This is a genomic window from Mycolicibacterium wolinskyi (genome assembly GCF_002101965.1).
In the GTDB taxonomy this organism is placed as follows: Bacteria; Actinomycetota; Actinomycetes; order Mycobacteriales; family Mycobacteriaceae; genus Mycobacterium; species Mycobacterium wolinskyi.
In genome coordinates this window covers 88,821-105,504 of record NZ_LQQA01000012.1, presented here as the reverse complement: position 1 = coordinate 105,504, position 16,684 = coordinate 88,821, and the positions used below count along the sequence as shown (strand labels likewise).

Annotated in this window: 24 protein-coding genes; 22 read left to right on the top strand and 2 right to left on the bottom strand. The window is 67.1% G+C overall.

Annotation, left to right across the window (positions count from 1 at the left end; all coding sequences use genetic code 11):
- The first annotated feature begins 217 nt into the window (after positions 1-217).
- From AWC31_RS11755 to AWC31_RS11655, 22 genes are all read left to right on the top strand, one after another.
- Positions 218-1,891 (top strand): ParB/RepB/Spo0J family partition protein, encoded by a 1,674-nt coding sequence (locus AWC31_RS11755; RefSeq protein WP_085144434.1) that lies wholly within the window; start codon positions 218-220, stop codon positions 1,889-1,891.
- 342 nt (positions 1,892-2,233) lie between these two features.
- Complete coding sequence (locus tag AWC31_RS11750) at positions 2,234-3,274, top strand: DUF932 domain-containing protein (RefSeq protein WP_085144433.1); 1,041 nt, start codon at positions 2,234-2,236, stop codon at positions 3,272-3,274.
- A 536-nt stretch (positions 3,275-3,810) separates the two neighbouring features.
- Positions 3,811-4,053 carry a redoxin NrdH gene (locus tag AWC31_RS11745; RefSeq protein ID WP_064917908.1) on the top strand — a complete coding sequence of 81 codons (243 nt, stop codon included), beginning with the start codon at positions 3,811-3,813 and terminating at the stop codon, positions 4,051-4,053.
- Positions 4,054-4,098: 45 nt separating this feature from the next.
- Positions 4,099-4,380 (top strand): hypothetical protein, encoded by a 282-nt coding sequence (locus tag AWC31_RS11740; protein ID WP_085144432.1) that lies wholly within the window; start codon positions 4,099-4,101, stop codon positions 4,378-4,380.
- Positions 4,377-5,018, top strand: coding sequence for a hypothetical protein (locus tag AWC31_RS11735; RefSeq protein WP_234816819.1), 642 nt, complete (start codon positions 4,377-4,379; stop codon positions 5,016-5,018). The genes AWC31_RS11740 and AWC31_RS11735 overlap by 4 nt, the downstream gene beginning before the upstream one ends.
- A complete protein-coding gene (locus tag AWC31_RS36805; protein ID WP_109749078.1) occupies positions 5,015-5,188 on the top strand; it encodes an amidohydrolase in 174 nt (57 codons plus the stop codon). Before AWC31_RS11735 ends, AWC31_RS36805 begins: the two co-directional genes overlap by 4 nt.
- Positions 5,185-6,216: a chymotrypsin family serine protease gene (locus tag AWC31_RS11730; RefSeq protein ID WP_085144431.1), complete on the top strand. Its 1,032-nt coding sequence runs from the start codon at positions 5,185-5,187 to the stop codon at positions 6,214-6,216. The genes AWC31_RS36805 and AWC31_RS11730 overlap by 4 nt, the downstream gene beginning before the upstream one ends.
- Before the next feature lie 17 nt (positions 6,217-6,233).
- Entirely contained in the window at positions 6,234-6,791 is a 558-nt protein-coding gene (locus AWC31_RS11725) for a hypothetical protein (protein ID WP_234816818.1), read from the top strand.
- Between the two features lie 345 nt (positions 6,792-7,136).
- The gene (locus AWC31_RS11720; RefSeq protein ID WP_085142287.1) at positions 7,137-7,700 is read left to right on the top strand and encodes a hypothetical protein; all 564 of its coding nucleotides are present in this window, start codon (positions 7,137-7,139) and stop codon (positions 7,698-7,700) included.
- 91 nt (positions 7,701-7,791) lie between these two features.
- The gene (locus AWC31_RS11715) at positions 7,792-8,070 is read left to right on the top strand and encodes a hypothetical protein (RefSeq protein WP_085144430.1); all 279 of its coding nucleotides are present in this window, start codon (positions 7,792-7,794) and stop codon (positions 8,068-8,070) included.
- 419 nt (positions 8,071-8,489) lie between these two features.
- On the top strand, positions 8,490-8,780 hold the full coding sequence (locus AWC31_RS11710; protein WP_133060148.1) for a hypothetical protein: 291 nt from the start codon (positions 8,490-8,492) through the stop codon (positions 8,778-8,780).
- A gap of 87 nt (positions 8,781-8,867) precedes the next feature.
- Positions 8,868-9,218 carry a hypothetical protein gene (locus AWC31_RS11705; protein WP_085144428.1) on the top strand — a complete coding sequence of 117 codons (351 nt, stop codon included), beginning with the start codon at positions 8,868-8,870 and terminating at the stop codon, positions 9,216-9,218.
- Positions 9,219-9,614: 396 nt separating this feature from the next.
- On the top strand, positions 9,615-9,881 hold the full coding sequence (locus AWC31_RS11700; protein WP_085144427.1) for a hypothetical protein: 267 nt from the start codon (positions 9,615-9,617) through the stop codon (positions 9,879-9,881).
- A 98-nt stretch (positions 9,882-9,979) separates the two neighbouring features.
- The gene (locus tag AWC31_RS11695; RefSeq protein ID WP_133060147.1) at positions 9,980-10,333 is read left to right on the top strand and encodes a hypothetical protein; all 354 of its coding nucleotides are present in this window, start codon (positions 9,980-9,982) and stop codon (positions 10,331-10,333) included.
- Positions 10,334-10,732: 399 nt separating this feature from the next.
- Positions 10,733-11,173 (top strand): hypothetical protein, encoded by a 441-nt coding sequence (locus tag AWC31_RS11690; protein WP_085144425.1) that lies wholly within the window; start codon positions 10,733-10,735, stop codon positions 11,171-11,173.
- 78 nt (positions 11,174-11,251) lie between these two features.
- Entirely contained in the window at positions 11,252-11,473 is a 222-nt protein-coding gene (locus AWC31_RS11685; protein ID WP_085144424.1) for a hypothetical protein, read from the top strand.
- A 396-nt stretch (positions 11,474-11,869) separates the two neighbouring features.
- A complete protein-coding gene (locus tag AWC31_RS11680) occupies positions 11,870-12,127 on the top strand; it encodes a hypothetical protein (RefSeq protein WP_085142305.1) in 258 nt (85 codons plus the stop codon).
- Between the two features lie 46 nt (positions 12,128-12,173).
- Positions 12,174-12,479, top strand: a complete 306-nt coding sequence (locus tag AWC31_RS11675) for a hypothetical protein (protein WP_085144423.1) — start codon at positions 12,174-12,176, stop codon at positions 12,477-12,479.
- Between the two features lie 68 nt (positions 12,480-12,547).
- A complete protein-coding gene (locus tag AWC31_RS11670) occupies positions 12,548-12,799 on the top strand; it encodes a hypothetical protein (protein WP_085144422.1) in 252 nt (83 codons plus the stop codon).
- 382 nt (positions 12,800-13,181) lie between these two features.
- The gene (locus AWC31_RS11665; RefSeq protein ID WP_064917869.1) at positions 13,182-13,502 is read left to right on the top strand and encodes a hypothetical protein; all 321 of its coding nucleotides are present in this window, start codon (positions 13,182-13,184) and stop codon (positions 13,500-13,502) included.
- A 414-nt stretch (positions 13,503-13,916) separates the two neighbouring features.
- A complete protein-coding gene (locus AWC31_RS11660; protein WP_064917868.1) occupies positions 13,917-14,267 on the top strand; it encodes a hypothetical protein in 351 nt (116 codons plus the stop codon).
- A gap of 380 nt (positions 14,268-14,647) precedes the next feature.
- Positions 14,648-15,205, top strand: a complete 558-nt coding sequence (locus AWC31_RS11655; RefSeq protein ID WP_085144421.1) for a hypothetical protein — start codon at positions 14,648-14,650, stop codon at positions 15,203-15,205.
- A 194-nt stretch (positions 15,206-15,399) separates the two neighbouring features.
- Here the strand turns inward: AWC31_RS11655 and AWC31_RS11650 are convergent, their stop codons facing one another.
- A complete protein-coding gene (locus AWC31_RS11650; RefSeq protein WP_374214051.1) occupies positions 15,400-15,936 on the bottom strand; it encodes a hypothetical protein in 537 nt (178 codons plus the stop codon).
- 115 nt (positions 15,937-16,051) lie between these two features.
- Complete coding sequence (locus AWC31_RS11645) at positions 16,052-16,513, bottom strand: hypothetical protein (protein ID WP_133060146.1); 462 nt, start codon at positions 16,511-16,513, stop codon at positions 16,052-16,054.
- Between the last annotated feature and the right edge of the window lie 171 nt (positions 16,514-16,684).

The following is a 16,684-nucleotide window of genomic DNA, read 5'->3' as shown; positions in this document are numbered from 1 at the left end:
ACCGGCCTCCGCTGCTGCGCGACGCTCCGGGCCCTGCGGGCTCGCAAACTCTTTCCCTACGCTCGCCGCGCTCGCTGCGCTCCCGCTGGCTTCGGGGGGAAAGACTTTGCGCCCGGGTCTTGCACTCCGGCTCCCCCACACCCGCCCAAATCTCCAGTGCCAAAAGGCAAAAAGAACGGGCGGCCTCCGGGTCGCTCCCCACCTGAAAGGTACTGAGATGACCGACACCACCCAGCAGGACGTTGTTGAGACCGCACAGTTCGGAACGCTCGAACACCTCGATCCCGCAACGCTGGAAATCGGTGAGAACGTGCGTGACGAAGCGATCCTCGACAAGTCGTTCCTGGCCAGCATCGCCGAGAATGGCGTCCTGACGCCGATCACCGCCGTCCGCAGCGCCGACAACGCCGACGTGATCCGCGTCCGCAACGGCCAGATGCGTACCCTTGCGGCCCGCGAACTCGGCCTGGCCACCGTGCCGGTGTACGTGCTGCCCTCCAGCGCAGCCGACGCGAGCGAAGAAACCATCGAGCGCATCGTGCACCAGATCGTCACCAACGATCACGTCAAGGCCATCACCGAGGCCCAGCGCGCACGCGGCATCCAGCAGATGCTCAGTGCCGGAGTCTCACAGACCAAGGTGGCCAAGAAGCTGTCGGTGAAGCGCGACACGGTCAAAGCCGCTGCGGCAGCGGCCAAGTCGAACGCTGCCATGACCGCACTCGACACCGGCCAACTGAGCCTGGAAGAAGCCGCCGCACTCAGCGAGTTCGACGGCGACGACGACGCAATCGAAAAGCTGATCGCCGTCGCCGGGACCACCCGGTTCGCCTTCCGCGTCGAAGAGCTGCGCCAGGCGCGCGAGCGGGACCGCGCCTATGCCGCCGCCGTGCAGGACTTCACCGAACGCGGTTACCGCGTGATCGAGCACGACGAGGCACCCGTATGGGACGACACCACCTGCTTGGCAATCGAATACCTGCGTACCGCAGACGGGGAACGCGCCACCGAGGACGCCGTCACCGATCCCGCGCACTGGGCGGTCATGCTCTACGAAGAGGACGGCTACGCCGACGCCGAAACCGGCGAGATCGTGGACGAGGACGCGATCGACTGGGCCACCCGGGACGACGACGAGGCCACCCCAGAAGAGGGCCTGCGACACTTCAACAGCGTGGTCCAGACAACGATTTACTCGCCCGAGTGGTACTGCCTGGACTACCAAGCCGCTGGCCTGCAGCTCGGTCACCAGGTCTCGGGGCGTGTGGCTCAGGACACCACTGGCCGGGACGAGGCTGACGTGACCGACGCCGACGCGCAGCAGGCCCGCGAGGAAGCGGCTGCCGCAGAGGCCCAGCGGGCGGCCGAATTGCGGCGTGAGCGCCGCAAGGTCATCGCCCTCAACCGGATGGCCGAGGCCGCCGCTCGCGTGCGCCAGGAGTTCGTGACCAAGCTGCTCGTCCGCAAGACCCCGCCCAAGGGTGCGGCGATCTTCGTCGCAGATTGCCTGGTCCGCGACCCTGGCCTCATCAAGGAGTTCCACGGGGCGACACAAACGGCCAAGCTGCTCGGCGCGGATTCGACCGGCGCGGTGAAGAAGATGGTCAGCGAGCTTGCACCGACCGCTGATGGCCGCGCACAGGTCGTCACCCTCGGGCTGGTACTGGGTGCGCTGGAAGCCCGCACACCCAAGGATTCCTGGCGCTACCGCGGCTACGACGTGGTCAAGCCCGTCGACTACCTGCGCTTCCTGGTCGCCAATTCCTACGAGCTGACCCCGGTCGAACAGGTCATCGTCGGTGAGCGGACCGCAGACGAGGTATACGACGAGAGCCTGCAGGCCGACGAAGCCGAGGACCAGGACGGCGAACCCAGCGAGGACGCCGAGTAGTTGACCGGGCGGGCTGTGGAGGACACGAACCTCTGCAGCCCGCTCGGCTCGGCGAAGCGGAAGTGCCTGCGGCGCTGCGGGATACGTCTACGCCTTCCGGCGTAGGCCCACGATGTGGTTTGCCTTCCGGCCTCCGATCGTAACCGGCGGTCCGGCCGCACAAGGGCACCGCTTCGGCCTACGGCTCGGCACCGGTTTCGCGGCTCGCTGCGCTCGCCGGTGAAACCGGCTCCGCCGGGCCCTTGCTGCTTACCCGGCCCTGACGCCGGTTCTCGATCTCCTTGCCGGACAGGCAAACAGAACGGGCGGCCCCGAGTCGCCCCCTCGCGAAAGGTTCTCACCATGGCTCACCAACTCGATTCCACCCGTGGCCGCGTCAGCTTCGCCGACTCGCAGACTGACGCCTGGCACCAACTCGGCCAGCAGGTCGGCCACCTCATGACCTCGCAGGAAGTTTTGGAGGCCGCCCACCTTGCCCGATGGAACGTGCGCAAGGTGCCGTTGCAGGTCGCTCAGGAACCCATCGTGACCGCAGACGGCACTGTGATCGCCCCGGACCCGCTCGTTGTGCCCGATCACTACGCCACCGTGCGCGATAACCCCATCGTCCCCGGGCAGATCGACGTGCTTGGTGTCGTCGGCAGCAAGTATCAGCCCCTGCAGAACGAGGGCTCGTGCGACTTTTTGACCGCGCTCATTGACGAGAGCGGCGCGGTGTTCGAAACCGCTGGTGCCCTCAATGGCGGCCGCCAAACGTTCGTCACCCTGAAGTTGCCCGAAACCATGGTGTTCGACGGCAAGGACGGCTCGAAAGACCGCACCGACCTGTATATCGCCGCACTGAATTCACATGACGGCACCGCAGCGTTCCGCGGCATCGTGACCCCGGTCCGCGTGGTATGCGCCAACACCCAGACCGCAGCGATTCGCGAAGCCAAGGCCAGTTTCGCGATCCGCCACACCGGCAGCGCCCGCATCGCCATCCAGCAAGCCCGCGAGGCCCTGCGGATGGCGTGGCGTTACCTGGACGTGTTCCAGTCCGAGGCCGCCCACCTCTACGCGACCCTGATGGACACCGACGAGGTCTGCGCCTTCGCCAACCGTCTCGTCGACGTCGACGGCGCAACCAGCCTGGCAGCCAAGAACGCTCGCCGCGAACAAGCCAGCGGCATCGTCAAACTGTGGGTGTCCTCCCCCACTGTCGCACCGGTCGCCGGAACCCGCTGGGGGGCCTACAACGCGGTCACCGAGTACGTCGACCACCACGCCAAGGTTCGGGGCCGCGGCAACCCCGAAGCCGTCCGCGCGCTACGCGCGGTCACCGCCGGAAGCAGCGCCCAGACGCTCAAGACCACGGCGTTCACGATGCTGCAAACCCTCTGACCCGAACAGAGCCGGGCCCGCCGAGCAGCCAGCCGGCGGGCCCGCGGCTCCCGGCCGAACGCCGTGCGGAAACGCCTTCGGCGCTACCGGCCCATCACGTCACAGATTAATCACGAATTCGCGAACCAACAGTAATTATCGGCGCGGCATCACAAACAACAGCTCCCCGTTTCTGCAGTTGGAATTATGCGCTTGTTTCGGCGATTCCATGCAAGGCCATCGGCTCCGCATCCGCTGCGGCCTCCGGCGCGAAAACTTTTCCGAGACGCTCGCTACGCTCACTGAAAACTTTCCGCCCGAAACCTTGCATTACACGCCGCAACCAGCGGTAACTACCCTGCCAGAAACGGAAAAAGAATGGCAGCAGACATCTGATGAAGCGGTGCTAGCCGTATCGGTGCGTACATCATTTTGGAGGTGGATAAACGATAGGAAAGTGCAATAAAGATCTTGTGGATAGGTGTGGCATAACCCAATAAGTGCCAGTAGAATCAGTAAATATAAACCCCGCCAACTCAATTCAACGGAGGCCAGAAATGTCTCAAATTACCGTCTACACCAAGCCCGCCTGCGTCCAATGCAACGCGACCTATAAGGCCCTCGACAAGCAGGGCATCGACTACGAAAAAGTTGACATCACCCTCGACAGCGAAGCCCGCGACTACGTCATGGCCCTGGGTTACCTCCAGGCCCCCGTGGTCGTCGCCGGCGACCAGCACTGGTCGGGATTCCGGCCCGACCGCATCAAGACCCTGGCCGCTCAGATGGCAGTGGCCTGACGGCCCGCCGCCACATGGCCAATCCCGCGAAAGGACCGTAACGACATGACAATTCACCATCTACCCACCGCCACCGACTACGACGAGCACAACGAACTGGTCGGCCGCACCCGCGAGAAGCTCCTCACCGAGATCGCCGCCGGCATCTCCTCGTTTCAGCGCGCCTGCGAAGAACTTTCCCAGCTGCGCGGCCCAATCGAAGACCCCGACTTCGTCGAAGGCCGCGACGGCCGCGACGTCGCCCAGTTCCTCGACGACGGCATCCGGATCGGCCGCGCCGCCTACGCCGTGGTGCACACCATCATCGACAAGGAGATCCCGCGATGAGTCCGAGCGCCGTGCAAACCCTTGAATCGGGGACCACGGTGTCCGGCGATGACTCCTGGCTGCGACTCAGCGACAACGACCTCGAGGAGCGCCCCGCCGACGACTGGCGCGCCGAGGCCTTCGTCGAGCAGACCGAACCCCAACACCAGCTGATCGGCGCATTGCTGTGGCTGCCCGCAACCCGTGTCCGAGCCATCCTCGAGTTGGTTCCCGACACCGCGATCTGGCGGCCCCGCGCCCGCTGGGCATACCAGCTCATCCGCACCCTCGTCGCCGCCGGCCACGATCCCGATCCGGTCGCCGTGCTCGACTTGGCCCGAACCCAGCCCAGCACATTCGCACTGTCCCCCGATCGGCTGCCGACCGCGCATCAACTCAAGGGCCTGGCCATCTACCTGTTCGACGCCTACCAGGACGCCATCGCGCCACGGGAGAACGCCGGCCAATACGCTCGCGACGTTCTGGACACCGCCTATCGAAACGCCTTCCGCGACCATGCGATCCGGATGCAAGAGCTCGCCGAATGCGACGTCGAACGCGAGCTGCTCACCCAGCTGTTCATCGACACCCGCGACGACCTTGCCGACCTGCGGCGCCGCGCCGAAGCAGCCGCCAAACCCGGATGGAACACCCCATGACCACACCGCTCACCGACGCCGCCATCGTGCGCCGCACCGCGGCCGCCGTGGCAGTTCCCCACCGCCACCGCCGCGCGGCCACCACGGCCGGTACGTGGATCGAAACCTTCGGCGTCCGCGCCCAACGGCACGCCGAACGTCACCTTCGCCGACGTCGGAGGACCGCGTGAAACCGTCCCGCACCCTCGCCGCGATCGCCATCGCGGCTGCGGCCCTGGCCACCGTTCCCGCAGCTCCCGCCGCAGCCGCGCTGCAGCTGGTCGAGCCCGGCGACCGCCTCGAAACCGCCAGCAACGCATGCACCCTCGGCTGGGTCTACATCGGTGCCGACAAGCACACCTACGCCATCACCGCCGGGCACTGCGCCACCCGGCCAGGTGAAATCGTCCGCGACCAATACAGCGGAGCCACAGGCACATTCATCCGTACCCTGGTCGACCCGCCAGGTATCGGCGGAGCCGACTACGGACTCATCGACTTCGGGCTACGCACCCTCCCCGTGCCGTTCGTCGACGACCAACCCGTCACCGCCAACAGCTACCCCGAGCCTCGGCCCGGGCAGAAGGTGTGCCGCGCCGGCATCACCACCGGCACCGTATGCGGAGAAGTCACCCGTAGCTTCGGCGAGCACCAGTACCTCACCGTCGGCATGACCCCACCATCGGAGGCGACTCCGGTGGCCCCGTATGGACCACCGACACCGGTGACGGCACCGTCCACATCATCGGCATCTGGCTCGGCGGGCGCACCACCATCGCCGGCGGAAACTTCGGCCGATTCGCCGCGCTCGACGACGCCCTCACCGCGCTCGGAACACCACCGATCAACGCCGCCTAGCCGATCCGCCGCACACCTACACCCCACACGGAGAGACGCCATGACCACATCAGAAGCGACCTACGAACACCACTTCGTCACGCTCGACCAGGACGCCGATGGCAACGACCTTCGATTCGGCATGATCGAGGACGAAAGCGGCGGAACATTCTGGGGCTATGGGCATGTCACCGCCCGTGAGTTCGTCGCAGAGGTCAACCGTTGGATGCGCCACGTTGGCATCGATGAGGAGGAACTGCCAGACGCGGAAACGACGCCGGTAGACCACCTCTGGGCATGCGTCGAGGACGACAACTTTCGGCTGATCGACCACGCCGAAGACGCCTCCGATCCGATTCCCTTGACCCGCCTGTGGCTCTGACAACGACCGACGTATGAATGGCCGCCAGCGCAATGCTCAGTGACGACCAACGCTGGCTGCTGTGGACCGTGGGCCTCGGCATCAGCCGCGCACTGCTCTCCGATGAGGGGCTGGACAGCTACATGGCCAGCATGAACAGCTACTACGGCACAGCGCGCCCGGGCGCACCGCAGTGGATGGACAGTTACCAGACCCGGGCCGGAAGAATCACGAGCCCGGCGCGTGGCGATGAGATTCGGGTGACCGTCACGGCTAAGCAGATCCGCGCATTTCGGAAAACAATCCCCGCCGAGCTGCTTACTGAACTCGCGGCCATCGACAAGGCCGAAACCGACGAGCACCGGCGTACCGAACTGTGGTGCCGCTGCCACTTCGCAAAAGGTGGCGAAGTGAAACCCCACAAGGACTTTCGGCAGCGCGAGCAATACCACCCGAGCGACGCCGAAGACAGCGAACACATGGAAATCGTTGTCGGCCTCCGACGACGTGAAAGCGATTGCCTGAAAGCGATTCTCGCGATCGGACAGGAGCCAGTCGGCCAGCTCGCACTGTTCGGATCAGAGGCCCTGGCCTAGCTGCCATTGGCCGGCGCCTGACCGTGGTGGTGGCGGCGCACTAGGTGCGTCCGCCAGATAGCCCGCCTCCGGCGGGCTTTTGGGTTGGGTGCCTGCTCACCTTCTTTTGCCTGTCAGCGTGGCTCAGTCTGACCGGCCGGGGCCCGTCACGGTCAACCCACGCGCGCGCTGGTGTCCGCCGGCCGAGTGACCGTTTCGGCCCTATCAAGCTCGCTGCCGCTCGCGGGCCGAAACCCCGGCTCCCACCACCGCGCGCTCTTCGGGGATTGACCGCGCCACCCTGCCGGTCCCCCTGATCCACACGCCAACCGGCGCAACCACTCCCGACCAGAACGGAGAAAAACCATGTCGAAAACCGAGATCACCGCGGCCGAGATGGGTCAGCCCACCGCCATCATCGCCAACGCGTTCATCCGCCTGCGCAGCACGCAGCGCGCCGACCTCACCGTCCACCACGCCCGCACTCGCAACGTCCGCGTCACGCTCGCCTGGGGCGGTGTGCTGATGACCTTCCTGAATGCTCAAGCAGCACAAGGTGTGCGCGAAGCGCTGTCGGCCGCCCGCCCGACCATGGTGAACCTGCCCGTCGACCTCGGTGCGCCCCAGTCGACGGACGAAGACCCCTACGACCGGCCCACCATCGCGATCGACTGGACTCAGCGCCCCACCTACGCCGTGATGCCTCGCGAGAGCCAGCCGCGACCCCACCACCGCATCGCCCGATGGACCGACGTCTACCTCGGGTCGCTCACCTTCCAGATCCTCGATCGCGCCGCGTTCGACTCCACCATGGACATCCTCGAACTCGCGCACCACACCGCGATCGCCGTCTGCCTCGACGGCGAACAGCACCGGGCCGACCCCACCACCGCCGGGTACCGAGCACTCAAGGCCGACAACCCGCAGTAGTTATCCACAGGGAAGCCGCGAGGGTCGCAGTTGTCCACAACCGGACCTGCGGCCCTCGACGGGCCCACCCAGGACGCGCGACGATAGCCCCATGACGACCTGGACCCTGACCACCAGCGACAGCACCAGCGAACGGGTAACCATCGGAGCTGACGCCGACCCGCTTCGCGCGCGCCGCCAGCTCGTGGCCGCGGCCCGAAGTCAAATCCACCAGGCCGCAGCGGGTACGCCCCGCTACGTCCTGCAACAGGATGACGAGCTCGTCGCCATCATCCAAACCGGCTACACCGAGACCGGGTCACCCGATCACGCCGGCGCCGCCGAAATGCTGAACCATCTTGATCACCCGCGAAACCCGTTCGAGTACTGAGTAATCCAGTCTTCACAGCCCAGCCGCAGCCCGTTTCCGTAGCGGGTCGCTGGGCTTTTCTTTTGATCCGGCGGTTGGGCTGGTGCCGGCGCACTAGGTGCGGCCGGCAGATGGCCACCTGCGGTGGACCATCGTCCGTAGCCACTCACCTCTATGCCTGTCAGCAGGTGCGCCCAGCGTAATCGTCGGGGCCCACCGCGGCTCAACCCACGCCCGCGCCGGACTACGCAGGCCGAGTGACCCTTTCGGCCCAACGGTCGTGAATCCCCAAGGCGCTGCGCGCCGGCGATTCACCCGGGCCGAAAGCCCTGCTTCGCCGCGGCCCGGCCTCTTCGGAGTTGACCCACGGCACCCACCAATTCCGCCTGCACCTGTGCCAACCGGCACACCCCGATCACTGGAGCAGAACGGAACACATCATGACCACCAGCATCACGACCGCGGCGATCAGCGTGCAGCGTCCCACCATCCGGATGCGTCACATGAGCATGGCTGGCGGCGGCGGCTTCGCCGACCGCGCCACCGAGACCACGTTCGGCGACGTCGACGAGGCGAACAAAGCCATCATCGCCCTCGCCAAAGACAACGACCACGCCGTTGGCGGAGTGATTCTCGAGCCCGACCCGCTCAGCCCTGTCGCCGGCGCCTTCCACGTCGTCATCCACTGGGGCGCCACCTCCGACCGCTACCACCTCGACACCATCGACTGACACCGCCCGACCCGTGCCCGGCCAGCCATCAGCAGCTGGCCGGGCACCACCGTCTCTCGACCACTCTCCCGAAGGGAACAACGTCCGATGACCATCTACGTGCATCCTCACCCAGACGACTTCTGGGAACCACGTACCAAACACCCTCAGCCAGTCGACTGCATCAAACGCAAAGCCAAGGTCGACACCCGCGACGGCGTCAAATGGATCACCTACCACGACGACCTGGGTCGCGGCCGTCGCAAGAAACCAGTGATCGTCGAGATGCCCCAAAACGCGCCCACCAAGTCATGCCACGAAGGCCGCCACCACCAATGCAACCACCGCCGCGGAGCTCGCCACGAAGGCGGCGTATTCCTGTCCAACCGGCCGATGTTCCTGTGGCGATGCGGCTGCCTGTGTCACAACCACCCCGAGCGAATCGGCCTGCTGTTCTGACCATTGTCGACCCCGAGCCCGGCCAGGCCCTCCCCGCGAGGTGCCTGGTCGGGCTTTCTTTTGATCCGGCGGTTGGGGTGGTGCCGGCGCACGAGGTGCGGCCGGCAGATGGCCACCTGCGGTGGCCCGAAAGTCCGTAGCTACTCACCTTTTTAGCCGTCAGCAGGGGCGCTCAGCGTAATCGGGCCGGGGCCCGTCGAGGTCAACCCACGCCCGGGCTGGTGTCCGCCGGCCGAGTGACCGTTTCGGCCCTATCAAGCTCGCTGCCGCTCGCGGGCCGAAACCCCGGCTACCACCATCCCGCGCTCTTCGGGGTTGACATCGCCACCCAGCCGATTGACCGCACCCCCAGCGCTGACCGGCGCAATCAGTCACCACACCGAACGGAGCACAACCATGACCACCACCCAGATCACCGACCCCTGGGCCACCACCGACCACGACCCCATCAGCATCGCCACCGCCGCCACCCTCGAAGAGGCCCGCTCCGACATCCACGCCGCCAACGCGGCGATCGACGATCCCCACCGGCGCAACCAGTACGCACTCTCCGCCCGAGACAACGCCGTCACCGTGCTCCTGGCCGGCGACGCCAGACCCGACGAGCTCCGCCACGCCGAGCACTACCTCGCCGATGCCGAAGCGATCATCGCCAACCCCTGAAACCAACGGTGTCCCGGGGCCGTGCCGAGCAATCCGCGGCCCCGGGCGCACCGCCAAACCCACACCAGCACAGTCAAACAACCATCAAGGAGACCATCGTGTGCTACTACACCACTACCATTTGCAAAGACGGCGATCGTCACCAGGTCGTCACCCACTGGGACGACCACGACCCCAACCGATTCATCTACGCACCGGTCACCGTCACTGGCGAGATGACCGAACAGAAACTCGCAGATGCCGTCGCGTCCCAGGGTTTTCGGATCGTCTCCACCGGATCCGACAACATCGGCCGCGGATGGGCCATCGTCAAGCGGCCTGATCACCGCTTCTACGACCCGATCAGCGGCGACTGGTACTCCTTCCTGAGCAACGAACAGAAGGACGCCATCACCGCCAAGTACCCCGGCGCCGACGTGCCCGGTACCCACAACCGCCACCCTGAGCCGTAACCACCAACAATCCGCGAGCCCGGCCGGGCCCTCACACCGAGGTGCCTGGTCGGGCTTTTCTTTTGATCCGGCCGTTGTGGTGGCGGCCGGCGCACTAGGTGCGACCGCCGAATAGCCCGCCTGCGGCGGGCTTTCGAGTTGGCAGCCCACTCACCTTTTTGCCGTCAGCAGGGGCGCGCAGCCTAATCGGCCGGGGGCCCGACCTGTCAACCCACGCCCGAGACCACTGCCGGCGGCGGAGGACATTTGCGGCCCTATCAAGCTCGCTGCCGCTCGCGGGCCGCAAATCCGCCGGCAGCGCCCCCGGGCTCTTCGGGGTTGACAGCCCACCCTCAGCCGATTGACCGCACCCCAGCGCTGACCGGCGCAGCCAATCACCACACAGAACGGACCACAACCATGGACCACGAATTCGACCTCGCATTCGCACTTCTCGACGAAGCCGCCGAACGAATCGGCCACCAGCAGTACGGAATCACCCGCATCCTCTTCCACGACTACGTGCCGATCCTGCTCACCACCGTCCACAACTACACCCGCGAAACCGGACACCACCTCGTCCTACTCGCCGCCGACGACTACGGACAGATGGTCGCCATCGAGGCCACCGCCCCCGACCTCGACACCGACCCGGTCACCCGGATCGTCCACGTCCGGGCCGGCGAACACACCTTCCACGCCGTGGACACCTGGAGCTTCCGCACCACCGTCGAAGGCCACACCTACACCCTCACCGCCCAGCCCGGAACCGACACCTGGACCCTCACCGTCGACATCGCCCAGCCCACCAGCCACACCGACATCGACGACGCCCTCACCGAGCTCCTCCACGCCGCATAACACCCAGCACACCCACTCAGGGCCCGCGCCGACACAGCCCGCGGCGCGGGCCCACCACCACGAGAAACGGAGTACCCCATGAAGCGCCGCGACATCGTCCAGTACCACATCCCCAACGCCAGCGGCCGTTTCGGCCCCAGTAACCCGCCGACCGCCACCATCGCCGAAATCGGCCACGACGACGTACTCCTCGACTTCGGCCACAAACCAGACATCTGGGTACCGCGATCGCAAGTCACCGTGCTCATTCCCTACAGCCCCGAACCTGCGTGCGGATGCCGAGACTGCAACCGCCCCTGACCATCCCCACCAGATCAGTCCCGGTCAGTCCCGCCTGCGGTGCGGGGTTGGCCGGGCCCTTCTGTCTTCCGGTGTGCTCGTGGCGGCGCACTAGGTGCGTCCGCCAGATAGCCCGCCTCCGGCGGGCTTTTGGGTTGGGTGCCTGCTCACCTTCTTTTGCCTGTCAGCGTGGCTCAGTCTGACCGGCCGGGGCCCGTCACGGTCAACCCACGCGCGCGCTGGTGTCCGCCGGCCGAGTGACCGTTTCGGCCCTATCAAGCTCGCTGCCGCTCGCGGGCCGAAACCCCGGCTCCCACCACCGCGCGCTCTTCGGGGATTGACCGCGCCACCCTGCCGGTCCCCCTGATCCACACGCCAACCGGCGCAACCACTCCCGACCAGAACGGAGAAAAAACCATGTCGAAAACCATCGTCGAAACCGACACCCAGACCTGGCACGTCACCGGCGCCCACACCTGCGGCGTCCTGCACTGCCACCACGACGCCGACATCATCGCCGACACCGTCGAGCACGAACGCTTCTGCGTCGACCACACCGACCTCGCCGCACTCATTCCCCAGCACCACCCGCACTTCGGCGGCTGGTACCGCATCACCGCCAGCACCGCCCCCATCCCCGGGCACGGCGTCATCTTCACCGTCCACCCGCTCTGACCCACCCCGTCACCGATCACACCAAACCCCAAGAAAGGCACCACCAATGGACATCGACTTCGCCCTCGCATGGAACTTCGTCGACCCCACGGACTACGACCGGCCCCGCCAGCTGCGATTCCGCCACGAGAACCAGGCGGCCTCCGGTGCCATCACCGGTCAACTCATCGCCGTCATCGCCGCCGCCTCCCGCGCTGACCACGGCGACACCCTGCCCATCAGCCGCCCCGACGTCTCCTACGACGACATCGCCGCCGCCCTCGATGGCTGGCAGCACTGGGCACGCCGCAGCGACAACACCATCGACCTCGACCTCATCCGCCAGCACATCCACAACGCCGGCCTCGACTAACCAACCATCCCGGGCCCGCGCCGACCCCAACCCGGCGCGGGCCCACCACACCGAAACGGAGAAACACCATGTCCCCCACCGAACGCCAGCTCGCCATCACGACCCACCAGATGGCCCTCGACGAAGCCCTCGACACAGCGCTCACCGCGCTCTACCGAGCCGCTCGATCCATCACAGTGCTCACCCACAAGACCATCAACGACAGCGCCTACGTCGAAGGGCCCCAAGGCGCCGACGTCACCAGCTTCATCAACGACAGCCTGCGCAACGTCCGCGCCGCCTACGCGATCGCACACCCCATCCGCGAAAACAACATCTAGCCATCGAGCCCGGCCGGGCCCTCCCCGCGAGGTGCCTGGTCGGGCTCTTCTTTTGATCCCGCGGTCGTGGTGGCGGCCGGCGCACTAGGTGCGACCGCCGAATAGCCCGCCTGCGGCGGACTTTCGAGTTGACAGCCCACTCACCTTATTGCCGTCAGCAGGGGCGCGCAGCCTAATCGGCCGGGGGCCCGACCTGTCAACCCACGCCCGGGCTGGTGTCCGCCGGCCGAGTGACCGTTTCGGCCCTACCAAGCTCGCTGCCGCTCGCAGGCCGAAACCCCGGCTCCCACCATCCCGCGCTCTACGGGGTTGACAGCCCACCCTCAACCGATTCGACCGCACCCCAGCGCTGACCGGCAGCGCACAACCGAAAGGGGAGACCATGTCCATCAACACCGCCACCGGCCGTGCCCGCCACCTGGGCGATGCCCGCAACCTCGTGCACCGCAAGTCAGACGGCACGGTCGTCGACTTTTTCGGCCAGGCCGACCTCTACCTGCTCACCCCGCCGCTGCGCGGATACACCACCGTGGTCGTATCCAGCACCGACCGCAGCGGACAACAAACCGACTTCGGTCCCGAAACCCTCATCTTCGGACTGGAAGGCGAAGGCCTGCTCTACGACGCCGACGACGTCGGAGGAGGACGCGGCATCCTCACCGCCACCGAGGCACTTGAGGACGCCGGCTACACACTCGACTAGCCGCCCATGAGCACGCCCCGCCAGCTCCCACAGCCGGCGGGGCAGCTCGACCCCCAGCACCGGTTGCGCCGGGCCATTGTCGTCTTCCGGTTGGGGTCGTGCCGGCGCACGAGGTGCGCCCGGCAGATGGCCACCTGCGGTGGCCCGAAAGTCCGTAGCTACTCACCTTTTTAGCCGTCAGCAGGGGCGCTCAGCGTAATCGGGCCGGGGCCCGTCGAGGTCAACCCACGCCCGGGCTGGTGTCCGCCGGCCGAGTGACCGTTTCGGCCCTATCAAGCTCGCTGCCGCTCGCGGGCCGAAACCCCGGCTACCACCATCCCGCGCTCTTCGGGGTTGACATCGCCACCCAGCCGATTGATCGCACCCCCAGCGCTGACCGGCGCAACCAGTCACCACACCGAACGGAGCACAACCATGACCACACAGATCCCCACCACCGTGTACCTCAACACCGCGCTCCTGAGCACCCTCGGCTTCAACCGCCACGCCCCCGCCCAGCTGCACCCCGTCATCCACTTCCACATGCCGGTACCCGAGAACACCCGACCGGGCCGCACCGCCGTCATGGCCGCCCTCGAAACCATCTTCGAAGAACTCAACATCGATGAGCCCACCACGATGTGGGCCCAGCAATATCACCTCACCGGACACCGCAGTCTCTCCGTCGGCGACGTCGTCCAGATCGGTCAGACCGCCTGGGCGTGCGCCAGCAGCGGATGGAACCCCATCCCCGCCGACCAACTCGCCGCCGCGATCGCGAACTAACGCCCACCGAGCCCGGCCGGCCCCGCGCGGGGTTGGCCGGGCTCTTTTGTCTTCCGGTGTGCTCGTGGCGGCGCACTAGGTGCGTCCGCCAGATAGCCCGCCTCCGGCGGGCTTTTGGGTTGGGTGCCTGCTCACCTTCTTTTGCCTGTCAGCGTGGCTCAGTCTGACCGGCCGGGGCCCGTCACGGTCAACCCACGCGCGCGCTGGTGTCCGCCGGCCGAGTGACCGTTTCGGCCCTATCGAGCTCGCTGCCGCTCGCGGGCCGAAACCCCGGCTACCACCACCGCGCGCTCTTCGGGGTTTGACCGCGCCACCCTGCCGGTCCCCCTGATCCACACGCCAACCGGCGCAACCACTCCCGACCAGAACGGAGAAAAACCATGTCGCACACCTACCGGCTCGCCGCCCAACTCCAAGCGCTCGCCATCGACAACGTCGAACTCCGGGCCTTCGGCACCCGCCGCATCGCCAGCCCCCAGGCCGGCCTCATCACCACCGCCCGCCATCGCCTGCGCGACGGCCAGCACGACGTGCTCATCGTCGCCCGCGACGACGCCACCCACGTGCTCGCATCCGCGGTCGCCTCCACCCCAATCGACGGCGGCGTCATCGACTCCCACATCGCGCAGTTCCGCAGCGGCGGCCTGCTCTGGAAGCGGGCCATCACGCCGCCCGCGCACTGGTGGCAGCGCAGCACCACCAACGCCGGCCAGCCCGCGGCGGCGCCGCGCAACCGCATCGGGTTCACCGCCGCCGGGTCCGCCGAGTACTTCCTCAACCACGACTGGGTCGCCGGTCGCGACCCGCACAACACGCACTGGTCGCTGAGCTCCTGGTCGCCCGCACGCGGGCTGCACGTGCTGCTCGCCAACGTCGACATCGACGCCGCCACACGGCACGCCGTCACCGTCGAGTCCCAGGCGGCAAGTGTTGCTTGATGATCGGCTCAGTGTTCCGGGCCCGGCTCGCCACTCGGGTCGGGCCCGGAACCATCACGCGCCGCGGCCCCGCGGCCGTCGCGCGCAGATGTCGACCGTTGTCGATGTTCGACTTCCGGGCCGGTGGCGGGCTGCGCGCCGCGGCTCCGCCAGGCCTTCGGCCGGCGTCTCGCCTGCGCCGCGCGCCCGCGGTCTCACCACAGCGTCGGTTCGGGTGATCCCAGCAGCGCGGCCGCGACCGCTTCCGCGTCCCAGCCGTGCCGCACCGCTTCGCGCAGCGCTACCGCGCGCGCTCGCCGGTCGGCCACGCCGTGCTCGCCGCGGCGAACTATCGTTCTGCCGCCGCCTCGCCGGGACCGGCCCATCATTTGCATGTTGTCTCGCTGTGAACCCGTCACCAGATGCAGCAGGCCGACCTCACCGGGCGTGCTCACCCGTACGCACACCGGGTTGTCGCAGCCGTGCAGTGCGCGTTCCCATGGTTCGAGTGGCACTCCTGGCCGCGCTGCGGCCAAGGCGTAGCGGTTGCCTCGCAGCATGATCCGGTCGCCGCCGTCGCGGCGCACCCAAAATCTCGGGTAGCCGTCGCCGCCGATCGCGCCGGTCCAGATGGCGCAATCTTCGGGGCCCGGGCCGCGCACGATCTCCGATTCGAACCGCCGCAATTCGGCGGCGTGAATCTTCGGATTCACCACCAGGCGTAGTGGTTGCGAAACCCCCACGGCGGTCACGGTCTCCTGTCACCCTAACGCGCCGACCGAAACCCGGTTCGTCCCGAAACGAGCCCGGCGGCGCGAAACCGACTTGTGCGCCCACCATTGTGAGGGTCACCACCGACATGTGCGGTCAACCGGCCGCGCGCACCTCGAAGCCGCTCGTCTCGTCCGCGTCGGCCTGCGGCCTCGCGTCCTCGACCGGCGCGGCTTCTGTCTGGCCGTCTTGCTGCGCCGGCGGGGCCGGCTCCGCGGCCGGATCGACCGCCAACTTGATCAGCTCGCGCACCATCTTTTCGCCGACGCCGGCCAAGCGCGCGATCTCGCGGACACTTTCGCCGCGGTCCTGCATCGCCTTCAGCGCGACACCGCACGCGGTGCGCTCTTCGTCGCGGCGCTGCGCTGCGCGCACCTTCAGCTCCTCGACCCTTTCGGCCAGCCAGTCGTCGACATCGTCGACGCGTTGCTTGGCCGTAAAGAACCTCGCCAGATCCTCGACGTTCGCCTTCTGTCGCCGAGCCTGCTCTTCTTGCGCCGCCGCTGCCGCCTCGCGAGCCGCCTTACGTGCCGCCTTCGAAACTCGACTGTTCGCCATGCCGCCCACCATGCCCCCCGCTTACCCCTTATGCCGCACCCAAACTGAACTTCCTTCCCTCGCCACCCATCGCTTCCATCCCCTCCGTCCCGCCCCTGGCCACACCGGCCCTGCCGCCCTTCCCAACAACCTCCACCCCACTACCGCACATCACACCTCTTGCATTCAGGT